18 protein-coding genes are annotated in these 17,979 nt (G+C 66.7%); 4 read left to right on the forward strand and 14 right to left on the reverse strand.

The window, feature by feature from the left end:
- Positions 1-2 precede the first annotated feature (2 nt).
- The 3 genes from F3H87_RS00085 to F3H87_RS00095 are packed head-to-tail and all read left to right on the forward strand — an operon-like array spanning position 3 to position 2,624.
- Positions 3-935, forward strand: a complete 933-nt coding sequence (locus F3H87_RS00085; protein ID WP_149787061.1) for an iron chelate uptake ABC transporter family permease subunit — start codon at positions 3-5, stop codon at positions 933-935.
- Positions 928-1,872, forward strand: a complete 945-nt coding sequence (locus tag F3H87_RS00090; protein ID WP_149787059.1) for an iron chelate uptake ABC transporter family permease subunit — start codon at positions 928-930, stop codon at positions 1,870-1,872. The genes F3H87_RS00085 and F3H87_RS00090 overlap by 8 nt, the downstream gene beginning before the upstream one ends.
- On the forward strand, positions 1,869-2,624 hold the full coding sequence (locus F3H87_RS00095) for an iron ABC transporter ATP-binding protein (RefSeq protein ID WP_149787058.1): 756 nt from the start codon (positions 1,869-1,871) through the stop codon (positions 2,622-2,624). The genes F3H87_RS00090 and F3H87_RS00095 overlap by 4 nt, the downstream gene beginning before the upstream one ends.
- Here the strand turns inward: F3H87_RS00095 and F3H87_RS00100 are convergent.
- From F3H87_RS00100 to F3H87_RS00140, 9 genes are all read right to left on the reverse strand, one after another.
- Complete coding sequence (locus F3H87_RS00100) at positions 2,621-3,553, reverse strand: TonB family protein (protein ID WP_149787057.1); 933 nt, start codon at positions 3,551-3,553, stop codon at positions 2,621-2,623. The genes F3H87_RS00095 and F3H87_RS00100 overlap by 4 nt on opposite strands.
- A complete protein-coding gene (locus tag F3H87_RS00105; RefSeq protein WP_149787056.1) occupies positions 3,550-3,936 on the reverse strand; it encodes an ExbD/TolR family protein in 387 nt (128 codons plus the stop codon). The genes F3H87_RS00100 and F3H87_RS00105 overlap by 4 nt, the downstream gene beginning before the upstream one ends.
- Positions 3,933-4,313, reverse strand: coding sequence for an ExbD/TolR family protein (locus F3H87_RS00110; protein WP_149787055.1), 381 nt, complete (start codon positions 4,311-4,313; stop codon positions 3,933-3,935). Before F3H87_RS00110 ends, F3H87_RS00105 begins: the two co-directional genes overlap by 4 nt.
- On the reverse strand, positions 4,306-4,956 hold the full coding sequence (locus F3H87_RS00115) for a MotA/TolQ/ExbB proton channel family protein (protein ID WP_149787054.1): 651 nt from the start codon (positions 4,954-4,956) through the stop codon (positions 4,306-4,308). The genes F3H87_RS00110 and F3H87_RS00115 overlap by 8 nt, the downstream gene beginning before the upstream one ends.
- Entirely contained in the window at positions 4,953-5,387 is a 435-nt protein-coding gene (locus tag F3H87_RS00120) for a hypothetical protein (RefSeq protein ID WP_223227927.1), read from the reverse strand. Before F3H87_RS00120 ends, F3H87_RS00115 begins: the two co-directional genes overlap by 4 nt.
- A 211-nt stretch (positions 5,388-5,598) precedes the next feature.
- Positions 5,599-7,533, reverse strand: a complete 1,935-nt coding sequence (locus F3H87_RS00125) for a TRAP transporter permease (protein WP_149787052.1) — start codon at positions 7,531-7,533, stop codon at positions 5,599-5,601.
- A gap of 70 nt (positions 7,534-7,603) precedes the next feature.
- A complete protein-coding gene (locus F3H87_RS00130; protein ID WP_223227928.1) occupies positions 7,604-8,728 on the reverse strand; it encodes a TAXI family TRAP transporter solute-binding subunit in 1,125 nt (374 codons plus the stop codon).
- Between the two features lie 42 nt (positions 8,729-8,770).
- A complete protein-coding gene (locus F3H87_RS00135) occupies positions 8,771-9,982 on the reverse strand; it encodes a CaiB/BaiF CoA transferase family protein (protein WP_149787050.1) in 1,212 nt (403 codons plus the stop codon).
- Complete coding sequence (locus F3H87_RS00140) at positions 9,979-11,703, reverse strand: acyl-CoA dehydrogenase family protein (RefSeq protein WP_149787049.1); 1,725 nt, start codon at positions 11,701-11,703, stop codon at positions 9,979-9,981. Before F3H87_RS00140 ends, F3H87_RS00135 begins: the two co-directional genes overlap by 4 nt.
- Positions 11,704-11,822: 119 nt before the next feature.
- On the opposite strand from F3H87_RS00140, the gene F3H87_RS00145 reads away from it, so the two are divergent.
- A complete protein-coding gene (locus F3H87_RS00145; RefSeq protein WP_149787048.1) occupies positions 11,823-12,719 on the forward strand; it encodes a LysR family transcriptional regulator in 897 nt (298 codons plus the stop codon).
- Between the two features lie 24 nt (positions 12,720-12,743).
- On the opposite strand, the gene F3H87_RS00150 is transcribed toward F3H87_RS00145, so the two are convergent.
- Genes F3H87_RS00150 through F3H87_RS00170 form a run of 5 tightly spaced genes read right to left on the reverse strand, consistent with a single transcriptional unit; the run spans position 12,744 to position 17,978 of the window.
- Positions 12,744-13,910, reverse strand: a complete 1,167-nt coding sequence (locus F3H87_RS00150; RefSeq protein WP_149787047.1) for a phenylacetate--CoA ligase family protein — start codon at positions 13,908-13,910, stop codon at positions 12,744-12,746.
- A 33-nt stretch (positions 13,911-13,943) separates the two neighbouring features.
- The gene (locus F3H87_RS00155) at positions 13,944-14,735 is read right to left on the reverse strand and encodes an ABC transporter ATP-binding protein (protein WP_149787046.1); all 792 of its coding nucleotides are present in this window, start codon (positions 14,733-14,735) and stop codon (positions 13,944-13,946) included.
- Positions 14,736-14,737: 2 nt separating this feature from the next.
- Positions 14,738-15,985 carry an ABC transporter substrate-binding protein gene (locus tag F3H87_RS00160; protein WP_149787045.1) on the reverse strand — a complete coding sequence of 416 codons (1,248 nt, stop codon included), beginning with the start codon at positions 15,983-15,985 and terminating at the stop codon, positions 14,738-14,740.
- A 37-nt stretch (positions 15,986-16,022) separates the two neighbouring features.
- A complete protein-coding gene (locus tag F3H87_RS00165; protein ID WP_149787044.1) occupies positions 16,023-17,096 on the reverse strand; it encodes a branched-chain amino acid ABC transporter permease in 1,074 nt (357 codons plus the stop codon).
- A 3-nt stretch (positions 17,097-17,099) separates the two neighbouring features.
- The gene (locus tag F3H87_RS00170) at positions 17,100-17,978 is read right to left on the reverse strand and encodes a branched-chain amino acid ABC transporter permease (protein WP_149787043.1); all 879 of its coding nucleotides are present in this window, start codon (positions 17,976-17,978) and stop codon (positions 17,100-17,102) included.
- Position 17,979 lies beyond the last annotated feature (1 nt).

The raw sequence follows: 17,979 nt of genomic DNA on the forward strand, positions 1-17,979 counted from the left end.
TCTTGGCGCGCGTGGTCTTTGCCGCGGTGCTGGCCGGGCTGATCCTTGTCAGCCTTGGTCTGGGCGCGGCCTCGCTTGCCGAGGACGGTGCGTGGCTGCTGATGGTCAGCCGCTTCCCGCGCACCGCCGCGGCGCTTCTGGCCGGGGCCGGGCTGGCGCTGGCCGGTGTGGTGGTGCAGCAGGCGGTGCAGAACCGCCTTGTCGAGCCGTCGCTGACCGGAACGCCCGAGGCCGCGATGCTGGGTATGCTGGCGGTGACGCTGATCGCCCCGGGCTTGTCCGTGGCGGGCAAGATGCTGGTCGCGGCGGCCAGCGCGCTGGCCGGGATGGCCGGTTTCCTTGCGCTTGCCGAACGTGTGCCCCGGCAGGACCCGATGCTTCTGCCCATCGTCGGCCTGATCTACGGCGCCATTCTCGGTGCCGTTGCCACCTGGGCGGCCTGGTACACGGATCTGATGCAGTATCTCGGGATCTGGCGGCTGGGTGAGTTCTCGGGCGTGATGCAGGGCCGGTACGAATGGCTTTGGGTCGTGGCCGGGCTGGCCGTGCTGCTTTATGCCGTTGCCGACCGGATCACGATCCTCGGGCTGGGCGAGGCGCAGGCGCGGTCGCTCGGTCTCGATTTCAGGCAGACGCGTGGGCTGGGGCTGGTGATCGTGTCCGTCCTGACGGCGCTGGTCCTGGTCACGGTGGGGGCATTCCCCTTCGTCGGGCTGGTCGCGCCCAACCTGGTGTCGCGGTGGCGCGGCGACAACCTGCGCGCCAACCTGCCGCTGATCGCAGGGCTGGGCGGAACGCTGGTGCTGGCCGCGGACGTGATCGGGCGGCTGGTCGGCCATCCGTTCGAGATCCCCGCCGCCACGGTGTTCGCCGTCTTTGGCGCCGGCGTGTTTCTCTGGCTGCTCCATGCCGCCCCCGGACGATCCCATGGCTGAGCGGCGGCTGGTCCTGCTTGCACTGGCGCTTTTGATAGTCAGCGCCGGTTTCATGGCGTGGAAACTGCGCGCGCCCTTCGGTTTCATCCTTGAGTTGCGCGGTATCAAGCTTGCGGCGCTGATCTGCGTCGGCGCGGCGACCGGTGCGGCGACGGTGCTGTTCCAGACCGTTGCGATGAACCGGCTGCTGACGCCGGGGATCGTCGGGTTCGACGCGTTGTTTGTGCTGTTCCAGACCCTGTTGGTGGCCACCATCGGCGGCAGTGGCGTGGCGCGTATTCCCGGCGTCGTTCAATTCGCGGTCGAGGCGTCGATGCTCATGGTCGCGGCGGCGGGGTTGTTCGGCGTGCTGCTCAGACGCGACGCGGCCGACGTGACGCGGATGATCCTGACGGGGGTGATCCTCGGGGTGTTGTTGCGGGGGCTGGCCGAGATGGTCCAGCGCCTGCTGGACCCGTCGGAATTCACCGTGGTGCAACAGGCGATGTTCGCCTCGTTCGGGGCGGTCGATCCGGGGCAGCTCGGTGCCTCGTTCGTGGTCCTGGCCTGCGTGCTGGCCCTGTCGTGGCGGATGGCCCCGGCGCTGGATGTTGCCGCCCTCGGGCGTGGCACGGCGCGGGGGCTTGGGCTGGATCACGACCGGGTTGTCATCGCAGCCATGCTGATGGTCGCCGCGCTGGTGTCGGTCTCGACCGCGCTGGTCGGCCCGGTCACCTTTCTGGGGCTGCTGGCGGCCAGCCTCGCCCGGCAGCTTGTCGATACGCATCGCCATGCGGTGCTGATCCCGGCCGCGGCCGGGATAGGCGCGACGATCCTGGTCGCCGGGCAGTTCGTCTTTGAGCGCCTTTTTTCGAGCCAGTCGGCGCTTGCCGTGGTGGTGGAGTTCTTCGGGGGCCTGCTTTTTCTCGCCCTCGTCCTGGGAAAGGCACGCGCATGATCGAGGTTCGGTCCCTTACCTATCGCGTCGGCGATGCCGATATCCTGAAAGGCGTCGACCTTGAGCTGCCGGAGGGCGGGATCACCGCGCTGATCGGCCCGAACGGCGCGGGCAAATCCACGCTTTTGCATAGTATCGCGGGGCTGAACCGACCGGCGGCGGGCACCGTGCGCATCGGCACGCTCGATCCGTTTGCCGCGTCAGGTCCGGCGCGTGCCCGTACCGTCGCGTTGCTGCAGCAGACGCCCGTGGCGGTCAGCCGCCTGCGGGTGAGAGAGCTTGTCGCATTCGGGCGCTGGCCGCATCACAGGGGCCGGGTGACATCGCGGGACGAGGATATCGTTGACGAGGCACTGGCCGCCTTCGCGCTGACCGACCTTGCCGGGCGGCAGGTCGAAACCCTGTCGGGCGGGCAGCGCCAGCGCGCCTTCATTGCGATGACCTGGGCACAGGACACGCCCTGGATGCTGCTGGACGAGCCGCTGAACGCGCTCGACCCGCGCCATGCGCGCGACCTGATGGCGCGGTTGCACCGGCTGTCCCGGGAAACGGGGCGCAGCGTGGTGATCGTGCTGCACGATATCAACGCCGCTGCCGGATGGTCGGACCGGATCGTGGCCATGAAGGACGGCCGTGTCTTTGCCCATGACACGAGCACCGCGCTTCTCAGGCCCGATACGCTGGCGGCGGTGTTCGACACGCCGTTCGACGTGCTGGAGCACAAAGGCCGGCCGGTTGTCGTGGCGCGTTAACGCCCCTTGATCTGGATCGAAAAGCTGCGTTGCGCGCCTTGCGGCGGCTGCGGAAACGGCGCGGCGCCCCGCACCAGTTGCAGCGCCGCGCGGTCCAGCTCGGCCGAGCCCGAACTCCGCGCCAGCGAGACCGAAGACAAACCCCCGTTACCGCTTATCGAAAAGGCGACCACGGCCGCGCCGCGCGCCCGCACCCGCGGCTTGCCGGCGCGTGACAGCTTGCGCATCACGATGCCCGGGTAATTGCTGACCGCCGCGTTGCCGGCTGCCTGCTGGCGGCCGCTGTTGCCGCTCTGGCGCGCGGTGGCGTCGGATTTTCCGGTCGCCTCGCCGGCGCGGGTGTCGCGCGCGCCGCCGGTCGGGGCCGGTTTCGGATCGCGCACGGGTTTCGGCGCCGGTTGCGCCTTGGCCACGGGTTTCGGTTTCGGGGCGCGATCGGGGTCGCGCAGTTGCGGACGCACAGAGCGGGAAACGGCCGCGCTGTCGGGCGCCTCTCCGGTCAACCGCTCGGGCCGGTCCTCGGTGGCGGGTTCGACGGGCTCCGGCTGAACCGGTTGCAGCGCGGCTATCCGGTCGGGGGCATCCGCAATCTCGGGCATGACCGGCAATGCCTTGTTTGCCGGTTGCACCTCTGCCCTGGTTGCATCCTCCTGTGGTGTCGGTTCCGGTTTCAGCGGCGTTGCGTGCTCGGGCCGGTCCTGCGGTGCCGGTTCGGCGTTGGAAACCGGCGTGGCCGTATCGGGCTGCTCGGCCGTCAGCGTGCCTGCGGACATATCCGCGAAATCGTTGCCCAGGCGGACCTCCGACGCGCCGGATGCGCCCTCGATCAGGGGCGTGTCCTGTGTGACAAACGTCACAGCCAATGCCGCATGAGCCGTGACCGCGACGATCAGCGCGGCCGCCTTTGCCAGCCGGGACGAGGCGGTCATTCCAGCCCCCTTTCCGTGACGATCGCCACGCTTTCGGCCCCTGCGGCGCGCAGGGCGTTGCCAATGCTGACAAGCGTTCCGGCCGGCAGGTCGCGGTCGGGCACGATCCGAATCCTGCCGCGCGCGTCCTCCGGCAGGGCGTCGACGAATGCGGCCGGGCTAAGGACCGCAACGCCGCCCCGGGTCATCCGGCCATCGGAATGGACCACGAGGGCATCGGCGGGCGCGGTTCCCTCGATATCCGCCGTGCGCACCAGCGCCAGCCCCTTGTCGAGAGGCGGGGCCAGCGTTCCGGCAACCAGGAAGAAGATCAGCATCAGGAAGACGATGTTGATCAGGGCGGTCGTGGGTTCACGATCTTTCCGGGCGGCTCTGCGTCTCATGTCGCCTCCAACACCGTGACGCGCAGTTGCGGAAGGCTGCGAAGGGCGCTCAGCAGATCGGTCAGGCGCTGGGCCGTCACGTCGCCCTGCATGGCGATCAGCACGGTCAGCGGCGCATCCCCGGCGCGATGCGCATCAAGCGCCCCGGCCAGCGCCTCGACGGTGCTTTCTGCCCCGTTCAGGCGCAGCCGGTCCGGCGCCAGCGAGATGAAAACCGGGTTCTCGGGCGCGGCGCCCGACCCCGCGCCGCCGGTGGCCAGTTCAATCTCGGCAAAGCGGGTGAAGGTCGAGGACAGCATGAAGAACAGCAGCAGCAGGAAGATCACGTCGATAAGCGATGTCATCGACAGCCTGCGCCTGCGTTGCTTCCTACGCATGGGCCGGTTTCGACTCTGCCGTATCCGGCAGGCGACGCCCCTCGGGCGCAAGGATCGTGTGCAACGCCGTCTGCGCCAGCACGCGTTCGGAATCCATGCGCGCCTCGAACCAGCTCAGCACCAGGGCGGTCGGCATCGCAACCGCAAGCCCGACCGCCGTGGTCAGCAGCGCCACCCAGATACCGCCCGCAAGGATCGAGGGGTCGACCTGCGCGCCCGCCGCCTGAAGTGCCTGGAAGGCGGAGATCATGCCGAGAACCGTGCCGAAAAGGCCCAGCAGCGGCGCCAGTTGCGCGACCGAGTCCAGCAGGCGAAAACCGCTTTCCAGCCGGGCAAAGCGCATTTCGGCCTCGGCTTCGAGGCGCGCGGCATCCGTCTGGCCGTCAATGGCCATGCTGACGACGGGGCGCAGGTAGCTGCCCGAACGGTCCAGATGCGCGCGCGCGCCGGTGCGGTCACCGGCGTCCCAGGCCATGACGGCCTTTTGCAGCGCCTTGTGCCGGCCGACGCCGGCAACGGTGAACTGCCAGAGCTTGTAAAGCACCACCGCCAGCACGAGGACGGACAGCGAAACCAGCACCAGCACGACCGGACCGCCCAGATCGGCGATGCGCAGGATGGAGTCACGGAGCATGGTAATCATCCCAGCACCTCCACCCCGGTCCGGCTGCGCAGTTCGAGATCCCTGGTGCAGGCGTCGGGCGGCGTGCCTTCCCCGGTGCAGGTCTCGGCCCCGTTGATCAGCAGGCGGCCAAGCGACGCGCAGGCAAGGCCGGGCACCACGAACTGCCTGACACGCGGCCGGGCGGCGGGCAGGGCGCCGAAATCGAACAATGTCAGGCGGTCGACACGCCCCTCGGTGTCGAACAGCACGGCCTCGTATACCGCCTGCGAAATATCGCTGTCGTGGCCATTCTGGATGAGAAAGCTTATCCGGCAGGCGTCGCCCACCGTTTCGACCGCGTTAAGCTCGATCGTGACATGAGCGTCCTGCTCTGTCTCGGCCAATGCAGGGCCCGCGCCCAGGGAACCGGCCAACAGGATGGCGATGGCACATCTTTTCAAGACCAGCACTTCCAGCCTCCGTTGTCTCGCATGATCGTCTTGGCTGGGCGTGCCGCCTTGCTGGACGGGGGTGTGCTATCACCCGGTAGGGGCGGGCGCAATACCTGATAAAATCAGTACAATATTATATGCGTCGTGCGATGCGCCGGGGGAGGGCAGGCCGGGCACCGAATCCGGCGCTTCGACCCCATCGGACGGGGTGCCTGGATTGCGCGTTTTGCTATCCGTCCTGCCCGCGTTCCCCGACGCTCACCCCTTTCCCCAGGAACACCAGCCCGGCGACGGTTCCCGCCAGCACGGCGAGGCCGGCCAGTTCCACGGTCCGGTCGGGGATCAGCAAAAGCGCGCCCGCCACGAACAGCGCGGCCCGCGCCGCGAACCCGATCCGCCCCGCACCGTAGAGATAAGCCTCGAACGCGCAGGAAATCAGAGCCAGCGCAAGGGCGGCGGTTCCGACCGTGGCAATCACCGTCATTGCCGGTCCGTTCAGCAGAAGGGCCGGCTGGTACACGAACACGAAGGGCAGAACGAACAGGGTCGCGCCAAGCCGCATCGAGGTAAAGCCGGCCTGCATGGCCGATGCGCCCGAAATCTGCGCGGCGGTGATCGCCGCAAGCGCGACCGGCGGCGTGATGTAGGACAGCATTCCCCAATATAGAACGAACAAATGCGACCCGATCGGGTCGAGCCCCAGTTCCACGAGCGCCGGAGCCAGAAGCGTTGCCAGGAAGATGTAACAGGCGCTGACGGTCATCCCCATCCCCAGCACGAAGCTGGTGACCGCACCCAGCACCAGAAGAAGCGGCACGTTCTCGCCGCCATACTGGATCAGCTCGCGCGAGAATGCGCTGCCGACCCCGGTGATGGCCAGCGCGCCCACCACCATCCCGATGCCGCAAAGCGTTGCGACAAGATGCGCAATGTTGCCCGTCACGTCCTGCAGCAGCGCCATAACCGCGGCCGCCTTCGGCAGCCTGCGATGCCTCAGAAGCGCCAGAACCAGCATGAGCGCCGTGGCGTAATAGGCCGAGCGTGACGGGCTGAACGCGAACAGAAGCGCCACGAGCCCGCCCAGCGAGGCCAGGTGATGCCACCCGCCGGTCAGGACACCGGCCAGCGTTTCCTTTTCGGCGTCGGGCTGGCCGGTCAGCCCGTTGCGGGCCGCGTAAAGATCCACTTGCAGCAGCAGCGCCACGTAATAGAGCAGCGCGGGAACCAGCGCCGCCACCATGATCGACGTATAGGGAACGTCGAGGAACGACGCCATGATGAAGGCGACGGCCCCCATGACCGGCGGCATCAGCGTTCCGCCGGTCGAGGCGCAGGCCTCGGCGGCGGCGGCGTAGCGGGGCGGATACCCGGCCTTCTGCATGGCCGGGATGGTCAGGCGGCCGGTTGTCAGCACGTTCGAGATGACGCTGCCGGACAGCGATCCGAACAGGCCGCTGGACAGGATCGCCACCTTGGCCGCGCCGCCCCGGCTTCGCCCCATCAGCGCCAGGGAAAGATCCATGAAGAACTGGCCGCCCCCCATGCCGGCCAGGACCGATCCGAAGATGATGAAGCCGACAAGCGTATCGGCCACAACACGCAACGGAATGCCGATGATGCTTTCCATTCCCATGGCGTGTGCCGCGACAGTCTCGGACAGGCTGAGGGACGGCCCCCACAGGAAGGCGGGCATGATGTCGGCGAACAGCGGATAGGCGGCGAACAGCGCGCAGATCGCCAGCAGCAGGACACCGGCGGTGCGCCGCACAGCCTCCAGCGAAAGCAGCACCAGAAGCCCGGCCATCGCCGCCGCGCCCGGCGGTGCGATCACGTCCCAGCCGCTGGTGATGATGGTTTCCGCCTGATAGCTCAGATATCCGCAGGACAGCAGCGACAGCACCACAAGGGCCAGGTCCGCAGGGCTGACGGGCGGGGCGATCAGGCCGTCGCGGCGTGCCGGGTTGATCAGGAACGCCGCGGCGAGGAACAGTCCGATGATGACGTAGTAATACCGGTTCGCCAGTAGCGGAAACACCCCGAAGAGCGACAGGTTGAACGTCTGCACGATGATGACGGCCAGACCGGCTGCGCCCAGGCAGCTCAGGGCGATACGGACCGTGGGCGTCAGCCGTGCGGCGGGTACATGAGTTTCGGGATCGGCCATGTCATGCCTTCGCAAGGGTAAAGGGAAAAGGCCCCATGCCGGACTCTGCCGGCATGGGGGCGAACCTGCCCTATTGCAGCGCGTTCGCCTTGTATTCGGCCCAGAATGCGGCCCAGTCCTTGTCGGCGATGCCCTCGTCCAGCGCGGCCTCGATGGCACTGTCCCAAGCCTCACGGACGGCGGCCAGCCGGTCGAGCCGCTCCTCGTTCCATGCCGCGTCCTTCTCGGACCAGACGCCGATCTCTTCGAGATAGCGGATCGCTCCGGGATGGAAGGGCGCATCGGCGGGCGTCGTGCCGGAATGCTTCAGCGCCCATTGCGGCGTGGCCTTCGTGGCGCCGGAATAGATGCCATAGGTTTCGTCCAGCGCCCTGGTGAAGTTATAGACCTCGTCGGCATCCGCATCCGCATAGACCGTGATCATCGGGTAGCGCACGGCGAAGATATGGGCGGGGTCTTCTTCCGAGATGCCGGCGCCCTGCGTCGTCGTGGCCGGCGCGAAGAAGCTTGCGACCGAGCGGATCGCCTCCCAGCCCTCGGCGTTGTCGGCGGGCATCGGCGCCCAGTCCAGCCCGCGCGACGAGCTTTCCAGCTCGTAAAGGGTCGAGGCGGTGGGGGTTGAGCCGGCGACATCCACCTGCCCGTCGACCAGCGCCTTGAGCGCCGCACCGTAGGAAGGCACCTCGACGACCTCGACGTCGTCCCAGGTCAGCCCGCCAAAGGCCAGCAGCGCCTCGACCTTGATGTTGATCGACGGGTTGGCCTTGATCCACGGCACACGTTTTCCCCTGATGTCCGCCAGTGTCCCGATCCCGGCATCCCCGGCCACCGCCATGCCGAAGGTGGACGGGCGGCCCGCGATCACCCGCAGATCCTGCGGCCCCCATTCGCGGACCGAGAAATCGTAAAGCGCCTCGGTGGCGAAGAACAGCTCGTTGGCCAGCCAGCCGTATTGCACGCGCCCGGTCTTGAGCGGCAGAAGACGGCCGATCGACGTGCCCGACGGCATGATCCGAACGCGCGTGCCGTATTCCTTGGCAAAGGCGTCGGCGATGGCGGATGCCTCGGCATAGCCGCTCGATCCCACGTCATAGGTGGCCCACAGCATACTTTTCGGCAGGTCGGCCTCGCCGGCCGATGCCGTGCCTGCCGCCAGCGCAAGCGCCGCGCCCGTCATCTTGATGAAATGCATCATGGTGTTCATTCCTCCCTTGAACAAGTTGCCTGGTTTGAGTGCCTATTGGCCGGACCGTGCCAGCGGCACGATGCCGGTGGATGTCAGCCGTGTGATTTCCTCCTCGGGGAAATCGTATTCGCGCAGGATGTCGGTACTGTGCTGTGCAAATCGCGGCGGGCGCATCCGGTAGGCGGGTGCGCTGCGCGACGGGCGCACCGGCGCCCCCACGCCGCTGTAATCCCCGATATCCACCCGCATACCGCGATGGGCCGTGTGCGGATGCGCAAGGCTTTCGGCCACGTCCAGCACCGGGCCCGCGGGCACGCCCGCGCGGATCAGCCTGTCGGCCAGAACGCTGCCGTCGGTGTCCTGCATCGCGGCCTCCAGCGCGTCGCGCAGCGCGTCCCGGTTCGTTACCCGCCCGCCATTGCTGGCAAAGCGCGGGTCCTCGGCGATCCCGGGCGCCCCGATCTCGTGGCAGAGGCGCCGGAACTGGCGGTCATTGCCCACCGCCAGATAAATCGGCCGGGTGCCCGTGGCATAGGTGGAATAGGGCGAGATGTTGGGATGGCTGTTGCCGGTGCGGACCGGCGTCTTGCCCGACATCAGGTAATTCGCGGCATGCGGATGCAGCAGCGATATGGCGCTGTCGAACAGGGTGGCATCCACGAACTGCCCCCGGCCGCCCTGGTTGCGGTCGTGCAGGGCCAGCAGGATGCCGATCACCGCGTTCAGCCCGGTCACCATGTCCACCACCGGCAGCCCGACGCGCGTGGGGCCGCTGTCCGCCGTGCCGTTGACGCTCATCAGGCCGCCCATGGCCTGAAGGATCGCATCATATCCGGGCAGGCCGCCCAGGGGGCCATCCGCTCCGAATCCGCTCACGCGGCAATGGATCAGCCGCGGAAACCGCCCGGACAGCACGTCGTCATAGCCAAGCCCCCATTTCTCCATCGTTCCGGTCTTGAAATTCTCGAGCAGCACATCGGCATCCTCGAGAAGGCGCAGCAGCACCTTGCGGCCCTCATCCTGGCGCAGGTCCAGCGCCATGGCGCGCTTGTTGCGGTTCACCCCGTCGAAATACGAGGCGGTGCCGTCGCGGAACGGCGGTCCCCATTCGCGGGTCTCGTCGCCGGCAGGCGGCTCGATCTTGATAACGTCGGCGCCGTGATCGCCCAGAACCTGCCCGGTCAGCGGCCCGCCCAGGACCCGGCTGAGGTCGATCACCTTCAGGCCGTGCAGCGCACCGGGGGATATCGTCGCCCCCGTCATTGCGCCGCCACCGGCTGATCCGCGGTATCGTCCAGCAGCCGTGCGGCCATCTCGGCTTCGCTTGCGTCGGGTGCAAAGGGGTCGCGTGCCGTCAGCTTGTGCTGCAGGACCGACTGCGCCAGCGCCAGCCTGTCGCCGGTCGTCGCGTTGCCCACCTGGCGTAGCTGCGCATCCTCCCATGTCAGGAACGCCGCCGATGTCGCGTTGTAGACGGCGCTGGCCGCCGCGCGAACGTCGATCTCGCGGTCGCGGTCATGCGCGACGGTGTCGAGGAATTCGGCCGCGCGGGCGAATTGCCCGGCGATGGCCGTCTGCTCGCCCAGGGTGTCGCGCGCATTCCCCAGCAGATCCGTCACATGGGACTCGAGCGCGCTCAGCGCATCCTCGCGGCGCACCGCGCGGGCCACGTCCAGCGCGACGATATTGCTGGTGCCTTCCCAGATCGAGCCGAGATGCGCATCGCGCAGGATGCGTGCATCCGACCATTCCTCGATATACCCGCTGCCGCCGCGCACCTCCATCGCGTCCCCGGCAATCTTGCGCGCATCGCGGCAGGTGCGGAACTTGACCAGCGGCGTCAGGATGCGCAGCACCTTGGCCCGGGCGGCATCGCCGGCATCCGCGCGGCGCAGCACATCGGCGGTGTGAAACACCATCGAACGCCCCTGTTCGGCCGTGGTGATCATCTTGAGGAGTTGCCGGCGCATCAGCGGCAGGTCGATCAGCCGCTTGCCGAAGGCGGTGCGATTGCGCGCGATGAACAGCGATTCCGTCACCGAGCGCCGCATCAGCCCCGCCGATCGCACACCGTTGGCAAGGCGCGACATGTTGATCATGTCGGTCATCTGCTTGAAACCCTGTCCCGGGTCGCCCACCAGGAACGCGGTCGCCCCCTCCAGCGCGATTTCACCCGATGCCATCGACCTGGTGCCCATCTTGTCCTTGAGCCGCAGAATTCGGTAATCGTTCTTCCGGCCATCGGGAAGGTGCCGGGGCAGCAGAAACAGCGACAGGCCCTTGGTGCCCGCATCGCCGCCTTCCGGCCGGGCCAGAACCATGCCAAGCGCGGCGTCCGGGTTGGAACAGAACCACTTGTCGCCATAGAGCTTCCAGTCGCCGTCTTCGAAGCGCGCGATCGTGTCGATCGCCCCCACGTCGGAGCCGGCCGCCTGTTCGGTCATGAACATCGAGCCCTGGAAAAGCGTTTCCATGTCCTGGCTGGTAAGCTGGTCGAAATAGCGCGCCACAAGGTCCGGGTCGCCGAACTTGACCAGTGTCCGTGTCAGCGAATCGGTCATGCTCAGCGGGCAGCAAAGGCCGAACTCGGCCTGAACGAACAGGAAGACCAGCGCGTATTTCACGACCGGCGGCAGCTTGTCCGCCGCCCCGAAAACCCCGCCACGATGAGACATCGCGGCAAGCCCGAACTCCCCGAAGGCGTAGCGTTCAAGCTCCTGGTAATCGGGGTGCTTGAGAATCTGCTCATCCTCGGCACCGTTGCGGGCGCGGATGCGCAGCTCGGGCGGGTTCTTGTCGGCTGACAGCGCCAGCTCTTCAAGCCGCCCGCCGGCCAGCGCGCCCATGCGTTCCAGTTCGGGCCGGACCAGGTCGCATGTCTCGCGGTCCAGGTAGACCTGCATCAGCCGCCACAGGTCGGGGTCGGCGTCGAACAGGCTCAACCCCCTGCTGTCGGGGATATTCTGGTGAATGGTCGGGAACATGCGGGCCTCCCAGATTGGTCGCGTTGTCTGTCGGGAGAGAAATGACGAATCTTTTGATACAAAATCCAATACCGATTATGTATTTAACGATACCAATAAGGATATGACTGGAATTTTGGATGGCCGTCACGTTCCGCCAGCTTGAACAATTTCTCGTGCTCTCACAGGAGCTTCATTTCGGTCGGGCCGCCCGGAAGCTGAACATCTCGCAGCCCCCGCTCAGCGCGAGTCTTCGCCAGCTCGAGGCGCAACTTGGATTTCGCCTGATGGAGCGCAACAGCAAATTCGTCCGGCTGACACCTGCCGGCACGGTCTTCGCCGAACATGCGGCGCGGATTCTCGGCCAGCTCGATTCTGCGCGGGTCATTGCGGCCGAGACAGCCAAGGGCGCCGCCGGGGAACTTGCCGTGGGCTTCGTGCCGTCGATGCTGTTCCGGGATCTTCCGGCCAAGCTCAGGGCCTTTCAGACCAGGCATCCCCGGATCGACCTGAACCTGCAAGAGATGAACACGATGCGCCAGATCGAGAATCTTCTCGAACACAAGATCGACGTGGGATTCATCCACGCCGTTCCGCTGCCCAAGGGCCTGGCCTCCCGAACGCTGGAGACCGAGCGGCTTGTCGCATGTCTTCCACGCTGGCACCGGCTGGCTTTGAAAAGCCGGATTCGTATTTCCGATCTTGCCGGTGAGCGGATCATGGTTTTTTCCCGTACCTTCGCCGCGCATTATCACGACAAGATCACCGCGCTGCTGCGCGCTGCGGAACTGGAACCCGATACGGGGTTTCACATCCAGCACTGGTTTACGGTCGTGGCGCTCGTCAAGCAGGGGATGGGGGTGTCGCTTGTTCCGGCCTCTCTTGGCAACGGGGCCTTTTCCGAGGTGGCGTTCGTAGAGATAGCCGAGCGCAACGCCGAACATGACGTGTCGATGGTCTGGCGCGAAGACGACAACGCGCAAGCCCTTCAGAACTTTCTGATGTCGGTGCAACGCTTTGCGACCGATGCGCCGTGATGACGGGCTGCGCGGCCGGGCCTGTCAGGGCGGCGGCCTGCGCTCGTCCGAGATTACCTTGCCGTCATTGGGCAGGCTGTCCGGCGCGACGATCCTGACCGTGCCCCTTATGCGCAGCCGCTCGGCCAGGCGGTCCTCGATCCCCTCCGGCGGGGTCGGGTCCGGGTGCTCGATATACAGCACCATGCCGTCACGCTCGTTCTCGCGGGTGATCACGAGGCGCATACGTCCCGCGCCTGGCACGTCCTTGCGCATCGCCTCGACCTGTTCGGGGCGCACGAACATGCCCTTGACCTTGGCGGCCTGATCGGCCCGGCCTTTCCATCCGGCGATGCGCGGCGCGTCGCCCGGCAAAAGCGCGGACAGATCCCCGGTGGCAAAGCGGATCAGCGGGTAATCCGGGTCGGGCCGGGTGATCAGCACCTCGCCCACCTCGCCATGCGGTACCGGATCGCCGGTGCCGGGGCGGGTGATTTCAAGGATGATCCTGTCGCTGACCCGCATCCCCTGACCGGTGTCGTCCTCGTAGGCGACGATGCCCAGCTCGGCTGTGCCATAGGCCTGCCGAACCTTGATGCCGCGCGCCTCGAAACCGGCCTGCAGCGAGGGCGCCAGCGCCGCGCCCGAAACCAGCGCCAGCCGGATCGGATTGGCGATCCCCGCCGCGTCGAGCTTGCCCAGAAGGATATTCAGAAAATCGGGAATGCCGATATAGACCTCGGGCCGGTATTGTCCGATCGCGGCAATCTGGTCGTCACCGGCCGACGGGCCGGCGGGAATCACCGCGCATTCCAGCGACCGGGCGCCGCTGTCGAACATGAAGCCGGCGGGCGTCATGTGGTAAGAAAAGGTGTTGAGCACGATCATGCCCGGCCGCACCCCGAGCGCGCGCAGCGCATCGGCCGCGCCGAACCAGTCGTCACCGGCGCCTTGGGGTTCATAGATCGGTCCGGGCGAGGAAAACAGCCGCGCCATGCCGCCCGGCGCGGTCAGGTTCAGCCCGCCGAAGGGTGGGGTCTGCGACTGCTTCGCCAGCAGATCGGATTTGCGCAGGACAGGCAGCCGCGCCAGGTCTTCCGGGGTGGTCACCCCGTCCGCCGCAGCCCCGGGCAACCCGGTCCAGGCGCTGCCGGACTCGCGAATCCGGGCAAGCGTTTCGGCAAGGGCCGAAAAGGCGCGCGTATTGGTCATGGCCGTCTCCTGCTTGCGATGTGCCGGCCGATCTCAGGCCAGCCAGCGTTTGCGCCGGCTGTAATGCTTTACCGCGCGGTAATCGGTATGCTCTCCGCCGCCGAGATAGAATTCCTGCACGTCCGGGTTTTCCTTCAGTGTCGCGGCCTCGCCCGACATGACGATCTGGCCGTTCTCGATCAGGTAGGCGCGATCGACGATTTCCAGCGTCGCGGCCGCGTTCTGCTCGACCAGCAGCACGGTCAGCTTGTGGCTTTCGTTGATCTTGTTGATGATGCCGAAGATCTCCTGCACCAGCAGCGGCGACAGGCCCAGGCTCGGCTCGTCGAGCATGATGAGCCGGGGTTCGGTCATCAAGGCCCGGCCGATCGCCAGCATCTGCTGTTCACCGCCCGACAGGTAGCCCGCCTTCGAGCGCCCCCGCTCACGCAGGCGGGGGAAATAATCGTATACTTCCTCGCGCAGCTCGTCGAAAGACCGCCGCCCCGATCCGGCGCGATAGGCGGCGACAAGGTTCTCGTCTGGCGTCAGGTGCCCGAAAACGCGCCGCCCCTCCAGCACATGAACAAGCCCGGCCGCCACGCGGGCCGGGGCCCCGAGCGCAAGCAGATCGGTATCGCCAAAGCGGATATCGCCCCGCGTGACCTGCCCCCGCTCGGGGCCGAGCAGGCCGCTGATCGCCTTGAGCGTGGTGCTCTTGCCGGCCCCGTTGGATCCGAGGAGGGCGACCATCTCGCCCTCCCCGACTTCGAGGGACACGCCCTTGATCGCAAGAAACACCTTGTCATAGATGACTTCGACATTGGAAAGGACGAGTCCCGGCATGATCACTTGCCCTCGCGGTAATCTGCGGCGCCGGCTTCGATCTCCTTGCGCACGATCTCCTGGAAGGCCGCGCCCCAGTCGCCGACGGGCACCCAGGCGTTGCCGTCCCATTGCCCGACACGGCCCGAGCCGCCGCCCTGGTGATCGCTTTCGGTGATCGTCACCGGCGGCATGAACCCGTCGGCATCGAAATCCGAGATCATCTCGAACCCGGCCTTGAGCTTCGGCCCGTCAAGCGGCGCGCCATGCGCCTCCAGCGCCAGCCGCGCGGCCTCGACCGAGACCGCCATGGTCGCCACGCCGATATTGTAATAGGTCGTCCCGACATTGGCCGAGTCACCCGCGCCCTTGCCGGCGTCGATGACCTTTTCCTGGATGCGCTGGATGATCGGCGAGTCGGAGCCCGTGGCCACCGCCTCGAACCGCTTGACGCCGGTCATCACGTCCGCGCCCACGTTGGCCACGTCGGTTTCGGCCAGCCAGACCACCGAATGGATGCTGTCGGGTGCGATGCCGTTGCGGATCGCCTCGCGCACCGAAACGGACTGGCCGCCCCCGGCGCCCCAGATGAACACCGCATCGGGCCGATAGCGGCGCACCTCGGACCACGTGGCCGACTGTTCGTTGCCGGGCGACGCGTAGGGGAAGGCGCGCAGTTCGAAGTTCTTTTCGCTGGCCAGCTCCTCCAGAACCGGGATCGGTTCACGGCCGAAGGGGCTGTCGATATGCACGATGGCGATCTTCTTGCCTTCGAGCCCGCCATTGTCCTCGATATACTGGGCCAGAACCGTCGCTTGCGACCAGTAGGTTGCCATCATCGGAAAGACATAGGGAAAGGTCGTGCCGTCCGATGCGTCGCCCCGGCCGTGCAGCGCGGTGATCAGGACGACCTCGTCCTGGATCACCTGGTCGACCAGCGCCCGGCTGACCGGGGTCGAGAGGAAGTCGAACAGGATCGCGCCTTCCTCGCGCGAGCGGTTATAGGCCTCGATGCCGCGCTGCGGCTGGTTGCCGGTATCGCGCACGATGGCCTCGAACATCGTCCCGTCAAGGCCGCCTTCCTCGTTGATCAGCGTCAGGTAATCCTGCTGCCCCTGGTTATACTCTCCGGTCACGAAGGTATAAACCGCGGTGAAATCCTGCAGCAGGGCGAACTTGATCGTGTCGTCCTGGGCCTGGGCCGTGCCCGCGCCGCCCGCCAGGGCAAATGCCAGCGTAGCGGAGCCCATCGTCTTCTTCAGCCAGTTCATAAGGTTCTCCTCCCTTTGTTTACCCCCTGAACGGGGATCAGCTTCTGGAATGGCGGAATGGCCAGACCAGAAAATACTTGCGCGTGTTGTCGTAGATCTTTGCCAGCCCCAGCGGCTCCCACAGCAGGAAGCCGATGATCATCGCGCCGTAGAAGATCAGCGGCAGATGCGCCATCATGTTCTGCGAGATGTCGATCCACTGGGACGCACCCAGCGTGGCGATGAGGTTGGTCAGCACGATCGGCACGATCAGCACGAACCCCGCGCCCAGATAGCCGCCCACCGCCGAGCCCAGCCCGCCCACCAGCACCATGGCGACCAGCTGGATCGAAACGTTGAAGCTGAACTGTTCGGGCGTCACCGCGCGGTAATAGCAAAAGGCCAGCACCGCCCCGGTGACACCGCCCAGAAAGGACGAGGTCATGAAGGCCAGCAGCTTGTAGCGGAACGGGTCCACCCCGATCACCGCCGCCGCGAAATCCTTGTCCCGGATGGCGATCAGCGCGCGGCCGAAGCTGGTGCGTTTCACGTTGAGAAAGAACAGCGTCACCAGCAGCGTCCAGCCCAGGGCGAGATAGTAGCGCGAGGTCAGATCCTGGATCGGCAGGCCGAGAAAGCGCACTTGCGGGGTGCGCAGCGTGGCCTGCGCCCCACCCGAGATTGCCGGTACGTTGACGATCACCCAGTCCACCAGATACTGCATCGCCAGCGTGGCCATCACCAGGTAGAGCCCCTTTACCCGCAGCGCCGCGGCGCCGAAAACGGTGCCGATCACCGCGGCGAACAATCCCGCCCCCAGCAGCGCCAGTTCGAACGGCACGCCCGCCCGTACCAGGTGGACCGAGGTATAGGCCCCCATCGCCATGACCGCCGCGAAGCCGAAATGCAGCTGCCCCGCCAGCCCCATCAGAAGCGACAGGGACAAAGCCGCCGCCGTCCAGATCATCCAGGGCATCAGGTAGCTGCCCAGATAGAGCGACGAGACCAGAAGCGGCGCGGCCAGTGCCAGCGCGGCCAGCGCCAGCACCTGCCAGCGGTCCGCCGGGATCGGCCAGAGCGCGCGGTCGGCGGCGTAGCGGGTGTGATAGACGCCGGATTGCCGGTAGAACATGGGTCAGATCCTTTCGATGTCTTCGCGGCCGAAAATGCCGTAGGGCCGGATCATGATGGTCAGAAGGATGATGAGCGATGTCACCACGTCGCGCGTCGATCCGCCCACGTAACTGTCCAAGTAGCCCGGCACCACCGATCCCAGGATGCCCACCAGCAAGCCGCCCAGCAGCACGCCGGCGATGGAATCGACACCGCCCAGGATCACCACCGCGATCGCCGGGAAAAGCAGCGCCGACAGGGTCCAGTCCACCCCCTGCACCGCGCCCCACAGCGTGCCCGCGCCCACCGCGGCGATCCCCGCGATCCCCCAGGACAGGCCGATCGCGCGTTCCACCGAAAGCCCCACCGCCCAGCTTGCCAGGTGGTCGTCCGAGACAGCGCGCATCTTGGTGCCCAGACGGGTGCGGAAAAACAGCAGCGACGCCCCGATCAGCAGCAGCGCCACCACCCCGCCGACGATATAGGCCCGGTTCAGGAACACGTCGCCGATGATGACCGGAGACAGGCCGATCCCGGCATTGAGCGGTTTCGGCGCCGCGCCAAGAATGCCCGGCACCAGCCCGCGCAAAAGGATCTCGATCCCCAGCGTCAGCATCACCACCATGATCACCGGCTGCCCCACCATGCGGCGCAGCAGGAAGCGTTCGACCAGCAGCCCGAGGGCGAACATCGCCACCGCACCCAGCAGGACCGCCAGCCAGAGCGGCAGACCGTAAGAGGTGAATATCCAGACCACATAGGCCGCCGTCATCACCAGCGCGCCCTGCGCGAGGTTCGGCACCCCGGCCGATTTGTAGATCAGCACGAAGCCAAGGGCGACAAGCGAATACATCAGCCCCGTCAGCGCCCCGTTCAGCAGCAGCTCCAGGAAATACGCCATG

The sequence above is a fragment of the Lutimaribacter pacificus genome (assembly GCF_900142185.1).
GTDB lineage: Bacteria > Pseudomonadota > Alphaproteobacteria > Rhodobacterales > Rhodobacteraceae > Lutimaribacter > Lutimaribacter pacificus.

Excerpts from the sequence above, each read along its gene's own strand:
- F3H87_RS00090 (WP_149787059.1), top strand. The coding sequence starts at position 928 with ATGGCTGAGCGGCGGCTGGTCCTGCTTGCACTGGCGCTTTTGATAGTC.
- F3H87_RS00095 (WP_149787058.1), top strand. The coding sequence starts at position 1,869 with ATGATCGAGGTTCGGTCCCTTACCTATCGCGTCGGCGATGCCGATATC.
- F3H87_RS00100 (WP_149787057.1), bottom strand. The coding sequence starts at position 3,553 with ATGACCGCCTCGTCCCGGCTGGCAAAGGCGGCCGCGCTGATCGTCGCG.
- F3H87_RS00105 (WP_149787056.1), bottom strand. The coding sequence starts at position 3,936 with ATGAGACGCAGAGCCGCCCGGAAAGATCGTGAACCCACGACCGCCCTG.
- F3H87_RS00110 (WP_149787055.1), bottom strand. The coding sequence starts at position 4,313 with ATGCGTAGGAAGCAACGCAGGCGCAGGCTGTCGATGACATCGCTTATC.
- F3H87_RS00115 (WP_149787054.1), bottom strand. The coding sequence starts at position 4,956 with ATGATTACCATGCTCCGTGACTCCATCCTGCGCATCGCCGATCTGGGC.
- F3H87_RS00125 (WP_149787052.1), bottom strand. The coding sequence starts at position 7,533 with ATGGCCGATCCCGAAACTCATGTACCCGCCGCACGGCTGACGCCCACG.
- F3H87_RS00130 (WP_223227928.1), bottom strand. The coding sequence starts at position 8,728 with ATGATGCATTTCATCAAGATGACGGGCGCGGCGCTTGCGCTGGCGGCA.
- F3H87_RS00135 (WP_149787050.1), bottom strand. The coding sequence starts at position 9,982 with ATGACGGGGGCGACGATATCCCCCGGTGCGCTGCACGGCCTGAAGGTG.
- F3H87_RS00140 (WP_149787049.1), bottom strand. The coding sequence starts at position 11,703 with ATGTTCCCGACCATTCACCAGAATATCCCCGACAGCAGGGGGTTGAGC.
- F3H87_RS00145 (WP_149787048.1), top strand. The coding sequence starts at position 11,823 with ATGGCCGTCACGTTCCGCCAGCTTGAACAATTTCTCGTGCTCTCACAG.
- F3H87_RS00150 (WP_149787047.1), bottom strand. The coding sequence starts at position 13,910 with ATGACCAATACGCGCGCCTTTTCGGCCCTTGCCGAAACGCTTGCCCGG.
- F3H87_RS00155 (WP_149787046.1), bottom strand. The coding sequence starts at position 14,735 with ATGCCGGGACTCGTCCTTTCCAATGTCGAAGTCATCTATGACAAGGTG.
- F3H87_RS00160 (WP_149787045.1), bottom strand. The coding sequence starts at position 15,985 with ATGAACTGGCTGAAGAAGACGATGGGCTCCGCTACGCTGGCATTTGCC.
- F3H87_RS00165 (WP_149787044.1), bottom strand. The coding sequence starts at position 17,096 with ATGTTCTACCGGCAATCCGGCGTCTATCACACCCGCTACGCCGCCGAC.
- F3H87_RS00170 (WP_149787043.1), bottom strand. The coding sequence starts at position 17,978 with ATGGCGTATTTCCTGGAGCTGCTGCTGAACGGGGCGCTGACGGGGCTG.